At 41.3% G+C, this 21,174-nt stretch carries 16 protein-coding genes; 7 read left to right on the top strand and 9 right to left on the bottom strand.

Going from position 1 to position 21,174, the window contains the following annotated elements; all coding sequences use genetic code 11:
- The first annotated feature begins 30 nt into the window (after window positions 1-30).
- Both BWD47_RS17470 and add read left to right on the top strand, forming a co-directional pair.
- Window positions 31-2,727 carry a CHASE domain-containing protein gene (locus tag BWD47_RS17470; RefSeq protein ID WP_075594387.1) on the top strand — a complete coding sequence of 899 codons (2,697 nt, stop codon included), beginning with the start codon at window positions 31-33 and terminating at the stop codon, window positions 2,725-2,727.
- Window positions 2,728-2,829: 102 nt separating this feature from the next.
- Window positions 2,830-3,831 carry an adenosine deaminase gene (gene add / locus BWD47_RS17465; RefSeq protein ID WP_075594386.1) on the top strand — a complete coding sequence of 334 codons (1,002 nt, stop codon included), beginning with the start codon at window positions 2,830-2,832 and terminating at the stop codon, window positions 3,829-3,831.
- Window positions 3,832-3,854: 23 nt separating this feature from the next.
- Here the strand turns inward: add and BWD47_RS17460 are convergent, their stop codons facing one another.
- The 4 genes from BWD47_RS17460 to BWD47_RS17445 all read right to left on the bottom strand — a co-directional run bounded on the left by BWD47_RS17460 (window position 3,855) and on the right by BWD47_RS17445 (window position 7,054).
- A complete protein-coding gene (locus tag BWD47_RS17460) occupies window positions 3,855-4,271 on the bottom strand; it encodes a CBS domain-containing protein (RefSeq protein WP_036974436.1) in 417 nt (138 codons plus the stop codon).
- A gap of 145 nt (window positions 4,272-4,416) precedes the next feature.
- Window positions 4,417-5,130: an NAD(P)H-flavin reductase gene (gene fre / locus BWD47_RS17455; RefSeq protein WP_075594385.1), complete on the bottom strand. Its 714-nt coding sequence runs from the start codon at window positions 5,128-5,130 to the stop codon at window positions 4,417-4,419.
- An 87-nt stretch (window positions 5,131-5,217) separates the two neighbouring features.
- A complete protein-coding gene (gene ubiD / locus BWD47_RS17450) occupies window positions 5,218-6,684 on the bottom strand; it encodes a 4-hydroxy-3-polyprenylbenzoate decarboxylase (protein ID WP_036974440.1) in 1,467 nt (488 codons plus the stop codon).
- Between the two features lie 85 nt (window positions 6,685-6,769).
- A complete protein-coding gene (locus BWD47_RS17445; RefSeq protein ID WP_227006855.1) occupies window positions 6,770-7,054 on the bottom strand; it encodes an MliC family protein in 285 nt (94 codons plus the stop codon).
- Window positions 7,055-7,209: 155 nt separating this feature from the next.
- Between BWD47_RS17445 and BWD47_RS17440 the strand changes: the two genes are divergently transcribed.
- A complete protein-coding gene (locus BWD47_RS17440; protein ID WP_036974469.1) occupies window positions 7,210-8,115 on the top strand; it encodes a DUF808 domain-containing protein in 906 nt (301 codons plus the stop codon).
- 280 nt (window positions 8,116-8,395) lie between these two features.
- Here BWD47_RS17440 and BWD47_RS17435 read toward each other — a convergent pair whose 3' ends face one another.
- Complete coding sequence (locus BWD47_RS17435) at window positions 8,396-9,352, bottom strand: tetratricopeptide repeat protein (RefSeq protein WP_075594384.1); 957 nt, start codon at window positions 9,350-9,352, stop codon at window positions 8,396-8,398.
- Window positions 9,353-9,533: 181 nt separating this feature from the next.
- Between BWD47_RS17435 and dbpA the strand changes: the two genes are divergently transcribed.
- On the top strand, window positions 9,534-10,922 hold the full coding sequence (dbpA, locus tag BWD47_RS17430; protein WP_036974444.1) for an ATP-dependent RNA helicase DbpA: 1,389 nt from the start codon (window positions 9,534-9,536) through the stop codon (window positions 10,920-10,922).
- Window positions 10,923-10,924: 2 nt separating this feature from the next.
- Here the strand turns inward: dbpA and BWD47_RS17425 are convergent, their stop codons facing one another.
- Window positions 10,925-11,506 carry a DNA-J related domain-containing protein gene (locus tag BWD47_RS17425; RefSeq protein WP_075594383.1) on the bottom strand — a complete coding sequence of 194 codons (582 nt, stop codon included), beginning with the start codon at window positions 11,504-11,506 and terminating at the stop codon, window positions 10,925-10,927.
- A gap of 160 nt (window positions 11,507-11,666) precedes the next feature.
- Here BWD47_RS17425 and BWD47_RS17420 point away from each other — a divergent pair, with 160 nt between their 5' ends.
- Window positions 11,667-14,501 carry a tetratricopeptide repeat protein gene (locus BWD47_RS17420; protein ID WP_075594382.1) on the top strand — a complete coding sequence of 945 codons (2,835 nt, stop codon included), beginning with the start codon at window positions 11,667-11,669 and terminating at the stop codon, window positions 14,499-14,501.
- On the opposite strand, the gene BWD47_RS20340 is transcribed toward BWD47_RS17420, so the two are convergent.
- From BWD47_RS20340 to trxA, 3 genes are all read right to left on the bottom strand, one after another.
- Window positions 14,474-15,724, bottom strand: a complete 1,251-nt coding sequence (locus tag BWD47_RS20340) for a methyl-accepting chemotaxis protein (RefSeq protein ID WP_065978896.1) — start codon at window positions 15,722-15,724, stop codon at window positions 14,474-14,476. The genes BWD47_RS17420 and BWD47_RS20340 overlap by 28 nt on opposite strands.
- A gap of 296 nt (window positions 15,725-16,020) precedes the next feature.
- Window positions 16,021-17,280 (bottom strand): transcription termination factor Rho, encoded by a 1,260-nt coding sequence (rho, locus tag BWD47_RS17410; protein ID WP_083633683.1) that lies wholly within the window; start codon window positions 17,278-17,280, stop codon window positions 16,021-16,023.
- A 181-nt stretch (window positions 17,281-17,461) separates the two neighbouring features.
- Window positions 17,462-17,788, bottom strand: a complete 327-nt coding sequence (gene trxA / locus BWD47_RS17405; protein ID WP_036974472.1) for a thioredoxin TrxA — start codon at window positions 17,786-17,788, stop codon at window positions 17,462-17,464.
- A gap of 90 nt (window positions 17,789-17,878) precedes the next feature.
- On the opposite strand from trxA, the gene rhlB reads away from it, so the two are divergent.
- Both rhlB and gppA read left to right on the top strand, forming a co-directional pair.
- Window positions 17,879-19,156: an ATP-dependent RNA helicase RhlB gene (rhlB, locus tag BWD47_RS17400; RefSeq protein ID WP_036974450.1), complete on the top strand. Its 1,278-nt coding sequence runs from the start codon at window positions 17,879-17,881 to the stop codon at window positions 19,154-19,156.
- 45 nt (window positions 19,157-19,201) lie between these two features.
- Complete coding sequence (gppA, locus tag BWD47_RS17395; RefSeq protein WP_036974452.1) at window positions 19,202-20,695, top strand: guanosine-5'-triphosphate,3'-diphosphate diphosphatase; 1,494 nt, start codon at window positions 19,202-19,204, stop codon at window positions 20,693-20,695.
- Window positions 20,696-21,174: the final 479 nt, after the last annotated feature.

Below are 21,174 nucleotides of genomic sequence, written 5' to 3'. Positions count from 1 at the left end.
TTTTATGACTGCCAGTTAAGGAGTGATGGCTTGAAAAATGCGTTTACGCTAACAATAAGTATCGCTCTGGCCTACTTTTTTACGGGGTATTTAAGCAATTCTTTACTGGCAATCGATGGCTATGCTGTTGCAGCTTGGCCTCCATCGGGTATTGCTCTTGCCAGTATTTTACTCAGCCGAAACCGAGCACTCCCTGGGGTTTTGCTGGGTGCATTTCTGGTTAACTTAATTCATTTAGATAACGTATCCGACATTTTGCATTGGCAGATAATGCTGCAAGCAATCGGTGTAACCCTTGCCTCAACTTTTCAAGCTTGGCTTGCGTATTACATTATTATCCATTTAGTAAAAAATCCACTCGAACTTTCTTCACTAAGACAAAGCGTACAAGGGCTGATTATTGGCGGTCCATTGTGTAGCTTAATAGCTGCCTCTGCAGGCACTGCATTATTGGTTATCAATGATGTGATCCCCCATTATATGGCGTTAAACAATTTTGTTGCTTGGTGGATTGGTGACAGCATTGGTGTACTGATTTTTACTCCATTGGTACTGGCTGCGTTTAGTTACAATCACATTCAGCAACGTGTTCAAATTATTGTGCCGTCCCTGGTGATTTACATGATTATTTGTGTCAGCTTTTATGGTGCATCAAGTGTAAAAAAAGCCAAGGACGAGCAACGTCAACAGACTAAAGTAAGTGCCATTAAGACTAATTTAGAACACCGTGTTGGTGAAATACAGTCTCATCTAGCGTTACTGGCGACATTTTTTGCTAGCAGCGATGACGTTGATTTTAGAGAGTTTAAGCGCTTTACCTCTCGACAATTGCAAGATAGCAGCGAAATAGCGGCATTTGAGTGGGCACCCAAAGTCATTCACTCACAGTTGAGTAATTACGAAAACTTACTGCGCGATGAGTTAGGTGACGACTATTACGTAAAAGAAAAAAATACTGAAGGTGAATGGCAAGCTGTCAGCAAACGCGATATTTATTTTCCAGTGCAGTACATTCATCCCTTGATTGGAAATGAAGCAGTGAAAGGCTTTGACTTGGCCTCAAGTGCGGTCCGCTTTGAGGCGCTGACCAATTCGCGCTTGAGTAAAAGTGTCACCGTCAGTGAACCTATTTCGCTCATGCAAGGGGGCGGGAATGAACGGGGAGTGTTGTTTTTCAACCCTGTGTATGCGGATTTACATCACCAAGTTGGTTTTAAAGGTTATGTTGTGGCTGTCGTTAACTTAGAGGTTTTGGCACAAACGCTTAACTACAACCAAAACACCGATATTGATGCCAGTTTTTATGATATGACGGATGGAGATAATCCCACCGAAATATTCAGTCCGCAGCGGGTTGGTACAAAGGTAATAGCGCATTTTAATTTCATTGTTGGTGAGCGTGTTTGGCAAGTAAAGCTGTGGGAGCCGGTTAAGCAATCCTCATGGCTTGTGTATTGGTTTGCGCAAATAGTGGGCATGCTATTCGTATGGTTGCTGATTACGTTTTTAATCTCGGTGACGGGCACGAATATTCAAATTCGACAGCAAGTGGCAAAACAGACACAAAGCTTACGAGAAGAAAAATTAAAAGCCGATAAAGCCAGTCAAATTAAAAGTGAGTTCTTGGCTAATATGAGCCATGAAATCCGCACCCCAATTAATGGTATCAAAGGGTTACATTATTTGGCGTTACAAGAGCAAGATTGGCAGCAAGCCCGCGCTTATATCGAACAAGCAGATGGTGCGCTAAACGTGTTACTGCGCGTTCTTAATGATGTGCTAGATTTTTCGAAAATCGAAGCTGGGCGATTAGAGCTGCACCAAGAACCTGTCGATATTAATAGCTTAATTAATGAGATCAGTAATTTAATGCAGTTTGAACTGAACTCACGCTCACTTAATTTTGTGGTTGATTACGACCGAAGTGAATCATTAGTGATTCAAACAGATGCTATTCGGTTGAAACAAATTCTGCTTAATTTACTTAATAATGCCGTTAAGTTCACCCCTGAAGGCGAGATCACGTTACGAATTTGGCAAGAAAATAAGATGACTTATTTTAGCGTCATTGATACGGGCATTGGGATTAAAAAAGAGGTGCAGGAGCAGCTATTTCAACCATTCTCTCAAGCCGATAGTTCGACATCTCGCCGCTTTGGCGGTACGGGACTCGGTTTAAGCATTTGTAAGAAGCTTATTGATTTAATGGGCGGAGACATAAGCCTAACGAGTGTTGAAGGGCAAGGCTCTACCTTTACATTCACAGTGCCGTTTGAGTCGCCTTTAGAGGCTGTTATCCACACGGATGACGTGCTATCAGAAATTGACATTTCGGCGATATCATTTGCGAATGTGGCTATTTTATTAGTGGAAGATAACCCGCTCAACCAGCATGTTGCGTGCGCTATTTTAAAAACAAAAGGGTGCCTTCCCGATGTTGCCAAAGACGGTCACGAAGCAATTAAGATGATTAGCGAAAAGAGTTATGATTTAGTACTCATGGATATTCAGATGCCGAATATGGATGGCTTGCAAGCAACGCAAGTTATTCGTAATGAATTATTAATAAATGACCTACCAATTATCGGCTTATCAGCGAATGCGCATGATGATGATTTGAAAAAAGGATTGGCCAGTGGCATGGATGGATATTTAACGAAACCCATTGATGCCGATAAACTGTTTAAAACCTTGTGGTATCACTTACAAAATAAATCAGTGAATTAATGCAGACAATTGACCTCAATAAAGTAAATAAAATCATCTAAACTTGAAATATCAACGCGGGTACGTATGATCCGCGAAAACTGACTGAACTGAGTGCCAATTATGATCAACATCACACTTCCTTTGCTTGATATTCATCGCCACCTAGATGGTAATGTTCGACCACAGACAATTTTAGACTTGGGTCGACAGTTTAATCTTGCGCTACCGGCAGACCATATTGACGCACTTATTCCGCACGTACAGGTGATTGACCCTGAACCTAATTTAGTGGCGTTTTTACAAAAGCTTGATTGGGGTGTAAAAGTGCTGGGAGATTATGATGCGTGTCGTCGTATCGCAGTCGAAAATGTTGAAGATGCATTAGCACAAAAGCTTGATTATGCTGAGCTGCGTTTTAGCCCTTATTACATGGCGCAAAGCCAAGGCTTACATCCACAAGGTGTTGTGGAAGCGGTTGTTGATGGTGTAAAAAGTGCTTGCCAAGGTGCCCCGATTAAAGTGAATTTGATTGGTATTATGTCACGTACGTACGGGACTGAAATTTGCCAACAAGAACTGGATGCACTGCTTGCATCTAAAAACGATCTTGTTGCGGTTGATTTAGCTGGAGATGAAATGGGGTTTCCCGGAGAGTTGTTTGTTAACCATTTTAAGCAAGTACACGATGCTTATTTGGCCGCGACGATTCATGCTGGTGAAGCGCGAGGCAGTGACAGTATTTGGCAGGCAATAAATCAGCTGGGTGCGACGCGTATTGGGCATGGCGTAAAAGCCATTGAAGATCCAAAACTTATGGACTATTTACGCGATAAACGCATCGGAATTGAATCTTGTTTAACCAGTAATATTCAAACCAGCACAGTGGCTGAATTGGCAAGTCATCCTTTAAAAACATTTTTAGATCACGGTATTTTGGCGTCAATTAATACGGATGATCCCGCCGTAGAAGGCATTGAAATTGAACATGAGTATCGTGTCGCTGCGCCCGCCGCGGGCTTAACCCAAACAGACATAGAAAAAGCACAAGCGAATGCGCTTGAAATTGCTTATTTGAGTAATGCCGATAAAGCCACTTTAAGAGAGTTAGCTGCAAACCGCTAATGAGCAGCAGCTAGCTACAAAACTTACACTTGATGCTCTTGGCACGAGACATAGTTCTCATAAAGTGCTTTGAGCACATCGCCACGGCTGATCATGCCAACCACTTTGTTACCTTCAACAACTGGGTAGTTTTTGGGTTTGCCGGTCTTCATGCCGTCGGCAAGCTCAATGATATTTTGATCAATACTCACGGTGACGACATCTGTTCGCATTAACTGTTTCACCTTTACCACACCATCGCAGAAATAACTGTTTTGCATTAGTGGTTGTAGTAATTCTTGCTCAGAAATAAAGCCAACCAAAGCTTTATTATCATCAAACACCGGCGCGCCTAATAGTTTAAACTTTTGCAGCTCGCTAATGGCGGTGGTCATTTCGGTTTCGGGTGTAATATGTGGCAACTTTCGTTGCATAAAATCTTGTACTTTTGTATTTAGCATTTGGGTCTCTCCCCATCATTATTCTACATAAAGTATGGTCAAGGAAATGCAGTTTGTGAAATCGTTATATGGATTTAAGTGTGAGTTAAAACAAATAAAAAAGGCACCCAGTAAACTGGGTGCCTTCATAGCAAGAAAGGAGCACTTACTTTATAAATGCAAATGCATCTGCGTACATGTTTTCACGAACTGCACCATGTGCAATAAAGTCATCACGCACAATGCCAATCATGTCAAAACGGCCAGCCATATATATATCGTATGGCTCAAGAGACACTATATCAGCCATGACCGCTTTGTGAACAAAGCCTGTTTTGCCAGACCAACTTGCAGGGGCATTTTCAACAACGGGAATGTATTGAAAGTGAGGGTTACTCTCTGCCCAAGCTTGCATTTCGTCATGGGCATAAAGAGCCGATTCTTCACGCACACCCCAGTAAAACAACACGGGGCGATCACAGCCTATTTCAGCTAGGTGATCAGCCATCGATTTTGCATACGAAAAGCCCGTACCGCCCGCTAATAAAATGATAGGGCGTTCGCCTTCAGTGCGAAGTTGTGACACACCTAAACCAACTTCAACGTTAACCTGTTGTTGTTCTGTATGAGCGTGACGTAAGTGTTCAAGTGCCTGCATTGCATATGAATCCGCACCTGATGCGCCTATGTGTAATTCAATTTGCTCAGTTTGCGATGGGCGACTAGCAATTGAAAAGGCACGCTTATCTTTTTCGCCTAATACAAGTTGCATATATTGGCCTGCCTCGAATGACACAGGTTGCTGTGGTTTCAAAATGACCTTATGTACGTGGTCTGTAAGCGGGCTGATCGCAACAACGTCAGCGAGTAATGTTTGCATAGTTTACCTTTATAAAGCAGAGACGCATAACCGATTGTGAGTGCGCTCACAACCGTTAATTTTTGAGCAGTTTATCACAGACACAGCTTAGAGAATATCTAAGCTGTCCCATATTTCATCAACACGATCTTTAATTTTTGGGTCCATTACAATGGGCTCACCCCATTCCCGATCGGTTTCTCCAGGCCATTTATTTGTCGCATCCATTCCCATTTTTGAGCCTAGGCCAGAGACGGGTGATGCAAAGTCTAAATAGTCAATCGGTGTATTTTCAATCAGTGTGGTATCACGGGCAGGATCCATGCGTGTGGTTATCGCCCAGATCACGTCATTCCAATCACGTGCATTTACATCGTCATCACAGACAATGACAAACTTTGTATACATGAACTGGCGAAGAAATGACCATACACCCATCATTACGCGTTTTGCGTGGCCTGGGTATTGTTTTTTCATGGTCACGACAGCCATACGATATGAACAGCCTTCTGGGGGCAAATAGAAGTCGACAATTTCTGGAAATTGCTTTTGTAAAATAGGCACAAAGACTTCGTTTAATGCCACGCCTAATACCGCGGGTTCATCAGGTGGACGACCTGTATAAGTACTATGGTAGATTGGATTTTCACGATGCGTGATGTGCGTCACTGTCATAACAGGAAACTCATCTACCTCATTGTAATAGCCTGTATGGTCACCGTAGGGGCCCTCTGGGGCTGTTTCACCCGGCATAATATAGCCTTCTAAGATAAACTCAGCTGTTGCAGGCACTTGCAAGTCATTGGAAATAGATTTAACCACTTCGGTTTTACTACCGCGTAACAGGCCTGCGAATGCGTATTCACTGAGTGTATCTGGTACAGGTGTTACCGCGCCAAGAATAGTGGCAGGGTCTGCGCCAAGGGCTACCGACACTGGGTATGGCTCGTTCGGGTGTTCTTTGCACCACTCACGGAAATCAAGCGCGCCACCACGGTGAGATAACCAGCGCATAATGATTTTATTCTTACCTAATAATTGCTGACGGTAGATACCTAGGTTTTGGCGCTTTTTATAAGGTCCTTTGGTGACCGTCAGACCCCATGTGATAAGTGGTGCTGCATCACCCGGCCAACAGTGTTGAATAGGCAGTTTTGTTAAATCAACGTCATCGCCTTCAAGAATCACTTGTTGGCACGCTGCTTTTTTAACTTCCTTAGCTGGCATATTTAACACTTGTTTAAATACGGGGATTTGACCTAGCGCCTCTTTAATTCCTTTTGGTGGCTCTGGCTCTTTTAAAAAGGCCAGTAACTTACCGACTTCGCGCAGTTCACTCACATCATTTTGCCCCATACCCATCGCAACACGCTTGGGTGTTCCGAATAAGTTGGCAAGTACAGGAATTGAGTGGCCTTTTGGATTTTCGAATAATAGGGCAGGGCCTTCAGCACGTAAGGTGCGATCGGCTATTTCGGTCATTTCTAGGTAGGGATCAATCTCTTGTTTGATCCGCTTTAGTTCACCCTTTTGTTCTAATAACTCGATAAATTCGCGAAGATCTTTGTATTTCATTTTGGTCGCTTAAACGCTGAAAAAACTGTCGCTATTATACTCAAAATCAATCTTTAAGCTAATTTAGCAGGGAGAATTCGCTGTTTTATTGGGCGAGAGCACAGTGGTATTTTTTACCTCTCAAAATGAGCATAGCCTCAGGACCTTTAGACCAAAAAAGTACGGTGTCATTACTGTACTTTACACCCGAGGCGCTGACTTGTCGGCTTAGTAAAAAAGACTCTTGTTGAAATGAAAGTGTTGCTTGCTCTTCATTGATGTCGGTAATACTCGCGATTTCTTCATCGCACTTATAATTGTTTGGCGCACTTTGCTCGGCACAAGCACACAAGGTGACTAAAGCGAGCCCTAAAGTAAGTGGCTTAATCATGGAAACACCCCTGTTTTAATGAATCTACCCAAACCATTGGAAATGTGTTTCTTCAGATGGTGTGGATTTATAAGCCTAACAAAGAAAAATTAACCGTTGGTGAAAATACCAGGATAAGTTATGTTGTTATTGAAATTAATGGGCAAGGAGCTGCTATGGCTGGGACTAACTTATTAACCTTACTTGATGATATTACAACGCTTTTAGATGATATTGCGACAATGAGTAAAGTCGCAACTAAAAAAACAGCAGGGGTATTGGGTGACGACCTAGCACTCAATGCGCAACAAGTAACTGGGGTCACGGCTGATAGAGAATTACCCGTAGTCTGGGCTGTTGCAAAGGGATCGTTTATCAATAAAGCGATACTGGTGCCTGCCGCATTATTGATTAGTGTGTGGTTACCTTGGCTTATTACGCCGCTTTTAATGATAGGTGGCTTATTTTTGTGCTTTGAAGGTGCTGAAAAAATTATTGAAAAGCTGTTTGATCACACAAAAGCTGAAGATGAATCTGCCATCGAACATCAAGACTTGCACGAATACGAAAAACAGAAAGTGAAAGGGGCTATTCGCACGGACTTTATCCTCTCAGCCGAAATTATTGTTATAACCTTGGGCACTGTTGCCGGTGCAACACTGGTTAATCAAGCATTGGTGTTAACGGTTATTGCAATCATTATGACTATCGGCGTTTATGGTCTCGTTGCAGGCATTGTAAAACTTGATGATGCCGGTTTGTATTTGCTGCAAAAAGCCCAGCAAACAGGCGGGAAATTTAAACAGTTATTAGGCACCTTTTTAGTCGCGGCAGCCCCTCAGTTGATGCGTTTTTTAGCGTTCGCAGGTACAGTTGCAATGTTTTTGGTTGGCGGTGGCATACTCGTTCACGGCATACCTGTGTTGCATCACGCTCAGCAAGGCGCGAGTGAGTTTGCACTTACTTATCTTGGTAAAACAGGGGAAGTTGTAACACCGATTTTATTTGATGGTTTGCTTGGCGTCGCTGCGGGGATTGTGGTGGTGCTAGTGGTTGAGTTGTGGCACAAAGTGAGAAATTAAATAAAAAGTGCCGGCGAGAAACCTCGCCGGCAAGAAGTTAGCACGGGAACGTAAGCGTGCTAATGTGCAGGGTGTTCCTTTAAGCTATATAAACCCAAAGGTGTTTGTCTTCTGGCACTCATAGAACCCCTAAAACAAAGCAGGAGAGTTATTTTGCTCTTTCTATCTACACTTCATTATGCATTAGTTAAAGTATGTTATAACATAACCTTTCTGGTGTAAATATCCAATGCGTTTGTTATTCATTGGTTTACTTTATTGGATGTTATAAAAAGTGGATTTAATCTGTGTTTAAATTACTGCAGTCGTAGCTTAGGCATAATTCAGCAAGTTCAATTTTAGCTTTAAGGTTGCCTTGTTGTGTGGCTTTATTGAGCCAATCGGCCGCTTTTTCTAGACTTTTTTGAGTGCCTTGACCATCGCGATACATTTGCCCTAAGTTAAGTTGCCCCCACGAATAACCCCCCTCTGCAGAAAGCGTAAAACTGTCTAGCGCTTCTGTGTAAAGCCCATCTTTAAAATAAGTGATACCTTCTTGATTGTGCTTATCAAGTTTTACGCCGGTATATAAGGGTTTCGGCTTTGGTGGGTGCATTACAAAGCCTCCGAATAAGCTATAAAGCTCAGGGCGCATGATTTTGTAAATGCTGTTGTCTTCATAAAATTGCTGTATTTGTTCTTTGCGAAAGGTCATGGTTTTACTTGAGAAATAATTATCTTGGACCAACATGCTTGTGCGCATAGCAATTTCAATGTCTTTATTATATTTGTAGGTGTAATTACCGACACGAAAGGTCATGTTGTCATTATCAAATTCAACCAGTTGCGCCACTTTTAAATTATTAATCCGTTTTGGGGTGTCGGTAAATTTGTCAGCGTGGACAAAATACGTGTCGAACAGTTTTGGCTTATTTATATAACTAACTTCGTTCGTAGTTTGTTGATGAACACCAAGCACAGTTTGAATTAAAAAATAGCCTAAAAGTAACACGCCGGCAAAGTACTTAATAATCGAGAGCATTTCTAAAGTAGGAAGTGCGTACCAAGACACGGGAGTCATATAGCCACAATCATCACACTGGCGCTGATAACTGATTGATAGTGGGATAACTGGCAAAATAGTAAAACGCAGTATCTTGCTGTGATTGGTTAATGAATAATGCTCGCTTTGACAGTGGGGGCATGTTTTAGGTTGTTTGTAAAAAACATCAGCAGCAGCAGTATTAAAAAGTAGCATAGTGTCTTCCTTGGTAATAACTACAAACTAGAACAAATGCAGCAAGTTATAAAGTTGCAAACTGTAACCAAATATGAATTTCAGTATGAAAGGCTTTTCACTTAGAGAATAAACCCATTCTCTGCTATGATCCTCTGAATCTTCGAGGATATCCCTCCACTATCAAGTTTGGAATGTTACTGTGACTGCTACTGCTTTTTCATCGTTGGCTTTGCCGCAAGAGTTAATCGATAATTTATCGACCTTAGGTTATTCACAAATGACGCCAGTGCAAGCGCAAAGTTTGCCGGTCATTTTGCAAGGAAAAGATATTATTGCCCAAGCTAAAACTGGCTCAGGGAAGACTGCTGCATTCAGTTTAGGCGTGCTGGCTAAATTAAATGTTAAACGTTTTCGAATCCAATCATTAATTCTCTGCCCAACGCGTGAATTAGCTGAGCAGGTTGCAGAAGAAGTCCGTAAGTTAGCGCGTAGTATTCACAATATTAAAGTACTTACTTTGTGTGGTGGCGTATCAATTGGACCGCAAATTGGTTCGCTTGAACATGGTGCACATATTATCGTAGGTACACCAGGGCGGGTCGATGACCATATTCGTAAAGGAACATTGCGCTTAGATGATGTTGAAACTTTAGTGCTTGATGAAGCCGATCAAATGCTCGACATGGGTTTTCAAGATACCTTAGATGCGATTGTTGAATGCATTCCAGCCCAGCGTCAAACATTATTGTTTAGTGCGACGTATCCGAAATCAATAGCAGCAATTGCAGAGCGTGTATTGAGCAATCCTGAGACGATCAAAGTTGAAGAAGAGCAGGCAAAGAGCACAATAAAACAGTACTTTTACAAACTTGATAATAACAAGCAGCGCTTTAATACTTTAAAACTTTTACTGTTAAAGTTTCAGCCAGAAAGTTGTGTGGTGTTCTGCAACACGAAAGTTGAGACTCAGCAAATTTGTGATGACCTTTTTGCTGAAGGATTTAGTGCCGTCGCATTACATGGTGATTTAGAACAGCGAGAACGAGAACGTACATTAATTCGTTTTTCTAATAAAAGCGCCTCAATTTTAGTCGCGACGGATGTTGCTGCACGCGGGCTTGATATTAATGATATGGATATGGTGGTGAATTACCACTTAGCACATGACCCTCAAACACATGTGCATCGTGTGGGCCGCACCGGGCGTGCAGGTAAAAAAGGGATTGCCTGTTCAATTTATGGTGAAGCTGAGCAGTTTAAAGTGGCACAAATAGGTGATCACTATGAAAAAGATTTTGAACCAGAGCCTATTCCGCCGTTTAGTTTATTAGAAAAGCCAGCTTATAAGCCTACAATGGCAACGCTTATGATTGATGCAGGTAAAAAGCAGAAAATTCGTGCGGGTGATATTTTAGGGGCGCTAACGGGTAAAGAAGGGGTCGCGGGACACCAAGTTGGTAAAATAAATGTACTTGATAATGTTGCCTTTATTGCTGTTGAGCGTGCTGCTGTTAAGCCTGCTCTGCGTAAATTAACAGAAGGTAATATTAAAAAGCGTAAAATACGAGCTCGTCGATTAACGCGCTAAAATTAATGTGAGCAATTCGCCTTGAGTTGCTCATATTCTTGCCGTATTTTTTTGAACTTGGTAGCAGAACCTTGTCGATCAGGGTGATACTTTAAGGCGAGTTGTCGCCACCGTTTTTGCAGCTCTCTATATGAATAATCTGCAGGGAGTTGCCAGTGTTGTATGATCGGGTAAAGTTGCTCAGCTGATACTTGAGTAAGACAGAAGCGATTGTGTGTGCTAAAACGCTGCCAAAATTGGTCAAGTAATGCATCAATGGCGTCTCGTGACGTGTCATAGTTTTGCCAATCTAAATAATATGCTCTTAGCGGATCGTCTTTTTCTGGACGGTCTGTAGGGTATGTATCTATAAGCTCTATATGAAGCGATGCAATCTCTAATCGCTGGGTCGGGGCTAGCTGTGCTTGTAACTGATACAATCCGTTCATAATTAGAAAATTACGTTTAAAGAGGTCTTTTTGCGGGTCTTCATCGAGTTGCTTAAGATAATTCGTCTCTCCCAGCGCGCTGGCTAGCGTATGCACCTTCCAAGTAGACTGTCGTAGAAGAAGGTAAAAAATCTCATCAATCAGTGGGTTAACCATTGTTCGTAGGCCAATGTTTAGTGTAATCTTAAAGTATATACGCTAACACAGCTGCGTTATTGAAACTACGATCATGTTTTAGGTTTAAAGGAATGCATTTGGCGATGCTTTAGCGAGTTCTGCTAATGCACGCTTGGTTGATTTTTAGGGATATAAACATATGTACATCACATTGCGCCTCAGCTTGCTTTATTCAACGCTCGCGTGTGTCTGTTTGTTTTTTACGTCTCCTAGTTTTTCATCTCACTCATTGTTTGAGCAGTTTACGCAATCACAGCAATGGGATGAGAAAAAACAACTTTCAATAAAGCTGCTAGCCGCACCTAATATCACATCCGATGAAAAATTAGAGGTTTATCTACAGTTAGCTGACTTTGCACTGGAGAAAGATAATTTCTCTGCTGCAGTGGAACACTATCAACTGGCTGCAACATCAACCTCTTTTGAAGAGCATCCACAACGTTATTTTCAAGCTCTTAAAATGCAAGGTGTGACCTATTATTATCAAGGGTTAATGCAGCAAGCCGTGAGTGCGTATATGCGAGCCTTGAGTGTTGCAAGAAATATGGAGCAGCCAATTTCTGAAGCTAATCTTTTGAGTAATATTGGTCTTGCTTACTTCAATATGTTTAATATGAATCAAGCGCTTGATTATTATAAACAAGCGAAAACGATTTACGATAAATATGGAACAGCACAAGATAAAGCGGATATTTTGCACAATATAGCGGGTATTTATATCCGTTTGTCTAGCTACGATATTGCACTGGATATGTATCGAGAAGCACTGGCTATTTTTCAAAAGCTTAATGATGAAGATGGTATCGCTCAATCTTATGGCAATATGGGAGTGGCTTACTCAGAGCTTGGTGAGTATCAACTGTCATTGCATTACTACCAGCGTGCTTTGCGCCATTACCAAGAAATGAATGATGCATACTACCTGTCCTCTCGACACGGTAACATTGCTAACGTGTACTTGCGAACGGGTGATCTTGAGATGGCCTTAAGTCACACGGAAAAAGCGATAAAATTCGCAAAGCAAATTGATAATAAGGGGCTCGAGTTAGCGGGATTATTATCACAAGCGAAAATCGAGCTGTTACAAGGGAAGTTACCTGAAGCAGAAGTCACGCTTAACACATCTGTTAGTATGGCGAAAGAGTATAAAGATGAGCTCAGAGTACTCGATGGTTTGGGTATGCATGCATTGATAAAAGCGGGTCAAGGAGACTTTGAAAGTGCAGTGTCATACTTTGATAGCTTTGTTCGCAAAATGAATGCATCTAAAAATGAACAGCTTTTAAAATCATTGGGTAAACTACAAAGCCAAATTCAAGCCAGTCAGTTAAATCAAGAAATTGTCGATCTTAAGCAACATCAGCATGTGCAAGCGCTCGAAATGTCTAAACAACGCCAGCTAACGATCATGCTGTTCATTTTGTTTGTAATGATTGTTGTGACAGGAATTACTATTTACCGACGCAAGATTGAAAAAGAGGCGAAGGAGCAACTCTCTTTAATGGTGGCTAAGCGCACCCAAGAACTTGAAGAAATTGCAGAGCAGTTGCGTAGTGCAAATGATATCAAAAGTCAGTTTCTTGCCAATATTAGCCATGAAATCCGCACTCCACTGACTGCTATTCTTGGTCAAACCGATCATTTAATGAATGGTCTTTATAAGCCTGAGAAGTTGAATGAAGAACTTGCGGTTATTCAAAAACAAAGTGATCACTTAAAAGAGCTTATTAATGATGTACTTGATATTAGTAAGATTGAGGCGAATAAACTTGAGTTGAACTTAGAAGAGGGCAACTTAGTGGAATTACTGACAGATGTGCATTCTATGCTGAGCGGTCAGGCGAAAGAGAAAGGATTAAAATTTGCGTTTCAAAATCAACTTGGTGAGCAGTTTTTCAGCTACTTAGATTTTACGCGTGTAAAACAGATATTAATAAACTTATGCGCGAATGCCATCAAGTTTACTCAGCAAGGAGAAGTTGAGTTACATGTATCGCGCGTCGAGCAAGGCATTGTGTTTCGCATTAGAGATACCGGCATTGGCATGAATGCTGAGCAATTGAAACTAATTTTTGATTGCTTTAGTCAGGGTGATAACAGTATTAGTCGTCGTTTTGGTGGTACTGGGCTTGGACTTAGCTTGTCGCAGCAATTGGCGATGATGATGGGCGGGTACATCAGTGTTGAGAGCGAGGCGAATAAAGGCAGTGAGTTCTCTTTTTACTTACCCTGTAAAGAACTTGAGCCTGCGGCGTATATTGATGACAATCAAGCGATTACACACTCAGCTTCTAAAGGATTGTCAGGCAAAGTATTACTTGCCGAAGATCACCCAGATAACAGACGCTTAATTTGCCGTTATTTAGAATCTATGGGGCTAGAAGTCATTACAGCAGAAAATGGTGAGCAGGCTGTTGAGCAATGTTTAAAAGAGTTCCCAGATGTGGTGTTACTCGATATTCAAATGCCAGTACTTGATGGTTTAAGCGCATTGAAGCTATTACAAAAATGTGGCTTTACTCAACCTGTATACGCATTAACTGCGAATGCGATTAGCCACCAAATTGAAGGTTATTTAGAAGCGGGTTTTACTGGGTATCTTGCTAAGCCAATCGATAAAAAAGTGTTTTACACGCAGCTTGCAAAGCATTGTAAAAGTACCTCTCAACTAGCTAATTCAATGCCCGATACGCGTGATCTTGTCACTAGCTTTATTAATAGTTTTGCCTACGAAGCGGACTTGATTCAGCAGCATTTCTCAGCGGATGATTTAATGAGCTTACAACAAGATGCTCATCGAATTGGAGGGGCTGCAAAAATGTTTGCCTTAGATGATATTGCACACAGTGCTTTAGCACTCGAGCTGGCCATAAAAAACAAGACAGCGTTTGAAATTAATCACTTAGTAACGCAACTACTCGAGCTTATGCACTGCACACGTTTAGCTCAAAATAGCTCAATATCACCATCTTGAGCTTGTTTTATTTCTTCGTCATTGATGAATCGTGAGCGGTCTACTCGCTTTTTTAAATCAATGCTAGGGTAGGTCACTTTAAACATCGACAACTTATTATCTATTGAATGTGCGAGATTAACGAGATCCTTACTTGAAACGGCTTGAATTTGTGTGCTGGATAATGCATCTGAGTTAATTTCAACCATAGAGTCAATACTTGCTTGTGCTTCATCAGACATTTGGCTTTGCAGTGCAACTTGTGCGTGAATACTTTCTGATAAAGCATCGATGGCTAACATCGCTTGTTCTATTTTATTTGTTTCACGTGTTGATTCGTCAGATAGCTTAACGGTGTGCTCTGTTTCTTTTAATGCCTTTTGCATCAACTGATTCGCTTGCTCAGTATTATGCTGAATTTTAGCAACCATATTTCGAACTTCTTGTGTTGATTTGCTTGTGCGTGCAGCTAAGTTTCGAACCTCATCAGCCACTACTGCAAACCCTCTTCCTTGCTCGCCTGCTCGGGCTGCTTCAATGGCGGCATTAAGAGCCAATAAGTTAGTTTGTTCGGCAATACTATTAATGACCTCAATCACAGAACCTATTGCGTCGCTATCTTGCTTGAGCAAAACAATTTGTTGGCTTGTTTGATTAATATTATCGGCGAGTTTTAATAAACTTGATTGACTCTTATCAGTGTCTAAACGGGTTTGTTTTACGGAATTCGTGGCATTAGAAACCGCGTGATAAATTTGCTCTAAACTTCGATCGAGCTCTCTTGATACGTCAATGGTACGCTTTATTGTAATGGCGAGATCGACACCGTGAGCATCTTGAATCGTGGCTTTTTGGGTCATAGAGGCATAAGTGTCTCTTAGTGCATCCGCCATAGGGAGCAATCGCGCAGAAGAAAAATAAATCTCTCCGAGCAAGTGCTCTACTGTGGTTAAACTTTCATTTAATGCATGGCATGCTTGCGGTAAATTAGGGTTATTTTCATCAAAACGAAAGGAGAAGTTAATACCTTGCTCTGCGGTCATATTCGTCGCAAAGTCATTTAAGAAGTCCAGCTGCTGCTTGTCTGTCGAATAGAGACTATAAATCATTACTGCCCACGGTCCACAGATAAAGAGACTGAGTATAAGTAGAGCCGAAGTAGAGAAATCAAACACAGCAAAACTAGCAATACACCCCAGTAAGCTTGTTAAAAACAGAGCGATTGCTATTTTAATGCGCGTCATTGAGTGTTCCTAAGCATTTCATCTCATTATTTATAGAACAGCTTTCAATGAAATTCCATTTATATTATGAACTTATATTAACCTGAAATAACACTTACCCACGTGGCTAAGTGACAGTGGTTGTTATCAGTGATAGATATTTCTTATTTAGAACAACAAAATAACAAAAGAGTAGGCAGGGGTATTACTTGCTTCAAATAGAGTATTGAATGCAGCGAATGGTATCAAAGGGGCTTCTTTTGGGCAAAAAAAATGCCTGTTTAATACAGGCATTTACTTAAAACATTCAAATGTGATTATTGACGTTTCATTGAATCGAAAAACTCGTCATTGGTTTTGCTCATTGACAGTTTATCAATTAAAAATTCCATCGCATCAATTTCTGACATGTCATGTACGATCTTACGTAAGATCCACATTTTTTGTAGCTCATCAGGTTTAGTCAGCAACTCTTCGCGACGTGTACCAGAGCGGTTAAAGTCAATGGCAGGGAATACACGTCTTTCAGCAATCTTACGATTTAAGTGTAATTCCATATTACCAGTGCCCTTAAACTCTTCGTAGATAACTTCGTCCATTTTCGAACCAGTATCAATAAGCGCTGTCGCGATGATTGTCAGGCTTCCGCCTTCTTCAACGTTACGTGCCGCACCGAAGAAACGCTTAGGCTTATGTAATGCGTTTGCATCAACACCACCGGTTAGTACTTTACCCGATGAAGGAATTACCGTGTTGTATGCACGAGCAAGACGTGTAATTGAGTCAAGTAAGATAACCACGTCTTTTCTGTGCTCTACAAGGCGTTTTGCTTTCTCGATTACCATTTCAGCAACCTGAACGTGACGGCTTGCAGGCTCATCGAATGTTGAAGCAATCACTTCACCTTTTACAAGGCGCTGCATTTCGGTTACTTCTTCAGGACGCTCATCGATAAGTAATACCATCAGCTCACAGTCTGGTTGGTTATAACTGATCGATTGGGCGATATTTTGCAGAAGCATCGTTTTACCTGCTTTCGGTGGTGCAACGATAAGTGCGCGCTGACCTTTACCAATTGGCGAGGCTAAATCGAGTACACGCGCTGTGATGTCTTCTGTACTACCATTACCGCGCTCCATACGTAAACGTTCATTTGCGTGGAGTGGAGTAAGGTTTTCAAAAAGGATTTTAGTGCGTGAGTTTTCAGGTTTATCGAAGTTTACTTCATTTACTTTCAGTAAAGCGAAGTAACGTTCACCATCTTTCGGTGGACGAATCAAACCGGAAATAGAGTCACCAGTACGCATGCTGAATCGACGGATTTGACTCGGAGATACATAAATATCGTCAGGACCGGCTAAGTAAGATGCTTCAGATGATCTCAAGAAACCAAAACCATCTTGTAAGATTTCTAATACACCGCCGCCATAAATGTTCTCACCGCTTTTTGCGTGTGCTTTAAGAATGGCGAAAATAATGTCTTGTTTTCTTAAACGGGCTACGTTTTCGAGCCCCATGGACTCAGCTAAGTTTACAAGCTCTTTGATAGACTTGTCTTTTAATTCGCGTAAATGCATATTGGTGGGTTCTTTATTACAATTGTCATACTCAAAATCGTCGTTTGATACATGAGTGAGGTTTGTTGGTATAACTAAGGATTAGTTGGCTTTATAAACTAGCAGGTCACTAGCAAGGCGTCCAGTCTTTAAACAAAATAAAGCTAAAAAAAGGGCAAAAAGCCCTTTTTTTATTATTTCATTAGATGTTGTTTTCTAAAAACTCAACTAATTGAGTCTTAGAAAGGGCACCTACTTTAGTGGCTGCAACTTGACCATCTTTGAAAAGAAGAAGTGTAGGGATACCACGAATACCAAATTTAGGTGGTGTGCCTGCATTTTGGTCAATATTCAGTTTTGCAACGGTAACACGACCATCAAAATCGCCTGCTACTTCGTCAAGAATTGGGGCGATCATCTTACAAGGTCCGCACCATTCTGCCCAAAAATCAACAAGTACAGGTTTGTCTGATTGAAGTACGTCAGCTTCAAAGCTATCGTCAGTTAATTGAATAATTTTCTCGCTCATTGCGATCTCCGATAAGTTAGGCGAAATATTTAATGCGTATTTAAACACTCTTGTTTCTTATTGCAAGTTTAAACGTTATGCTTAAACGCTATGACTAAGACACATTTGACCGATAAAAAGTTTTCAGACTTTGCTATCGCACCGGAAGTGGTTGCCGGTTTAACCGAAAATGGGTTTGAATATTGCACACCCATACAAGCTAAATGCCTACCTTTTATTTGTGAGGGCCGTGATATTGCGGGTCAAGCACAAACAGGTACGGGCAAAACGTTGGCGTTTTTAACGGCCACGTGCCATCGGTTATTACAATCTAGCAAAGCACCTAGTAAACATCCAAGAGCCCTGATCATGGCCCCTACGCGGGAGCTGGCGATTCAGATACACAAAGATGCAAAAATTTTAGCGCCACATTGTAATCTTAACTTAGGATTAGTATATGGTGGCGAAGATTATGAAAAACAACGTGCACAACTAGAAAAAGGCGTTGATATTTTAATTGGGACGACTGGACGCCTTATCGACCTTTATAAGCAGGGCTGTTATACCCTGAACGAAATTGAGGTTGTTGTGCTTGATGAAGCGGATCGCATGTTTGATTTAGGCTTCATTAAAGACATTCGTTATATGTTCAGACGTATGCCGGAAGCATCTGAGCGTTTAAATTTATTGTTTTCAGCGACCTTATCGTATCGTGTACAGGAATTAGCATTTGAACATATGACTAATCCTGAGCATGTACAAATTGAACCGGATGTGAAAACAGGTAAGCGCATTCAGGAAGAGCTCTTTCATCCATCACAAGATGATAAAATTAAGTTGTTGTTAACCTTAATTGAAGAAGAATGGCCTGAAAAAGCCATTGTGTTTGCAAATACCAAACACAGTTGTGAAAACGTATATGCGTGGATGAAGGCGGATGGGCATCGCGTTGGGTTATTGACTGGTGATGTTAACCAGAAAAAACGTCAGTCAATTCTGGCGCAATTTACCAAAGGTGATTTAGACTTTTTAGTTGCGACCGATGTTGCAGCGCGTGGTTTACATATTCCAGAAGTAAGTCACGTATTTAATTTTGATTTGCCAGATGATTGTGAAGACTATGTACACCGAATTGGACGTACAGGACGTGCTGGCGCATCAGGCCATGCAATCAGCTTTGCCTGCGAACAGTATGCTTATAATCTTCACGAAATCGAAGAATACATAGAGCACAGCATTCCATTATCACATTATGATAAAAGTGCATTGCTTGATGATTTAACAAAGCCTACTATTCAGAAAAAGCGGAACTATTCAACAGGCCCACGTAATCGTAATAACAACGGACGTCGACCAAATAATAGTTACCAAAAATCACGGTCATCATAACTGGCCGTTGTTTAAGACGTAGTAGTAACTAGAGGTTTTTGAACGGTGGGGCAACTTCAACCGCAAAAAAATGTGTATGCAGTTATCGATTTAGGATCAAACAGCTTCCATATGCTGATTGCCAAATCGATGGCTGGCGGCCTACAAACTATTGGCCGAGTCAAACGCAAAGTAAGGCTAGCAGCAGGACTTGATGAAAACAATGTTCTAAGTACTGAAGCCATGCAACGAGGCTGGGAATGCCTCGCCTTGTTCGCTGAACGTTTACAAGATATACCAAAGAAAAATATCACCATTGTTGCAACCGCAACACTGCGCCTTGCTATTAATGCCGATGTATTTCAACAAAAAGCTGAGAAAATCCTTGGCCATAAAATCAATGTTATAAGTGGCGAGTTAGAAGCAAAGACTATCTATAAAGGGGTTGCTCATACGTCTTCATGTGGTGGTCGACAGCTGGTTATTGATATTGGTGGAGCAAGCACTGAGGTTGTCATTGGAAAAGGTTTTGACGCGTTGCATTATAAGAGCCTCAACATGGGGTGTGTCACTTTCCTTGAGCGCTATTTCAAAGATCAAAAGCTGAGTAACAAAAATTTCAATACCGCTATTAAAGCAGCGCGAGATGTTGTTGAAGATATTGTACCTGAATATAAAGCTGCTGGATGGGAGATTGCCAGTGGTGCATCCGGTACAGTTCAAGCCATTCAAGAGATTATGGTTGCGCAAAACCAGGATGAGTTACTAACGCTAGATAAACTGTTAGCAATTAAAGAACAGTCAGTCACGTTTGACACCATTGCTGATCTTGAATTACCTGGTCTTAGTGAAGAGCGTCGTTTGGTGTTTGTATCTGGACTTGCAATTCTTATTGCTTTATTTGAATCGTTAGAAATAAAGCAAATGGGGCTTGCGCGCGGTGCATTGCGTGAAGGTGTGTTATATAGCATGGTGCCTGAGCTACATAATCATGATATTCGCAAACGCACCGTTGATGGTTTAATGAATCGTTACCATGTTGATCAAAAACAAGCGTGCCGAGTAGCGCAACTTGCGGAACAACTGGCAATAAGTGTAATGAACCAATGGCAATCAATGGATAGTAATGCGATTGCACTGTTAAAGACTGTGGCTAAATTGCATGAGATTGGTTTGCTAATCGAATATAAGCTTTACCATAAACATACGGCCTATATATTAGAAAACACAGACATGCCTGGCTTTTCACAGTCAGAGCATAAACTTATTACAGCAGTAGCGAATGGACACAGGGCTGATCTTGCAAAAAATAGCTTTGCATATCTAGGGTGTAATGAGCAATTAGCTGAATGCTTAACACGTATCATTCGGATCGCAGTGATCTTATCGATGCGTCGCCAAGACGATGTATTACCAGCGCTAGGTCTAAGTGTAGATAAAAATGCGCTTATACTGACATTTGATAGTGATTGGTTAAAATATCACCCACTAATGGCAAGTGAGCTACAACTAGAGTCCAAGTTACAAGCGAAAGTTGGTTGGAAGCTCATAATCAAATAACTAAAAAAGGCCCTTCAGGGCCTTTTTTAGTATTGTTTTTACCCGTTTCGTTCGTATTTTGCACGAACAGTCATTTTTTTCATAAAAACGTAAAAAAAACAGTTGATCTGAATTCGGATCTCCCTATAATGCGACCCCACTGAGACGGCAGACTGCAACGCTTAGCGAGGCAAGAGCAACTCAGAGTGTTAAGTAAAACTTAGTTTCGAAAAATTAAATTTTCTCAAAATTAAGTGTTGACAAAAAAATAGGAAAGCGTAATATACGCAGCCCTAGCGAGTTAAAGTGAAACGCTTTAATCGCAACGTTCTTTAACAATATAAAGCAATCATCTGTGTGGGCACTCGTACAGATTGAGTTCTAACAGTCGAGCTACTTAGGTAGTAAGACAAACAAATTTAGAGTCTCAATTTAAACTGAGTGACCAACGGAAATAAGTTTACTTATTTCAGCACAGTCAATTCAACATCGAAAGATGT

Origin of the sequence: Pseudoalteromonas sp. PAB 2.2, from assembly GCF_001938575.1 — a bacterium.
In the GTDB taxonomy this organism is placed as follows: Bacteria; Pseudomonadota; Gammaproteobacteria; order Enterobacterales; family Alteromonadaceae; genus Pseudoalteromonas; species Pseudoalteromonas lipolytica.
Note: the sequence above shows the minus strand (reverse complement) of the source record. Positions and strands in the feature narration are given on the sequence as shown.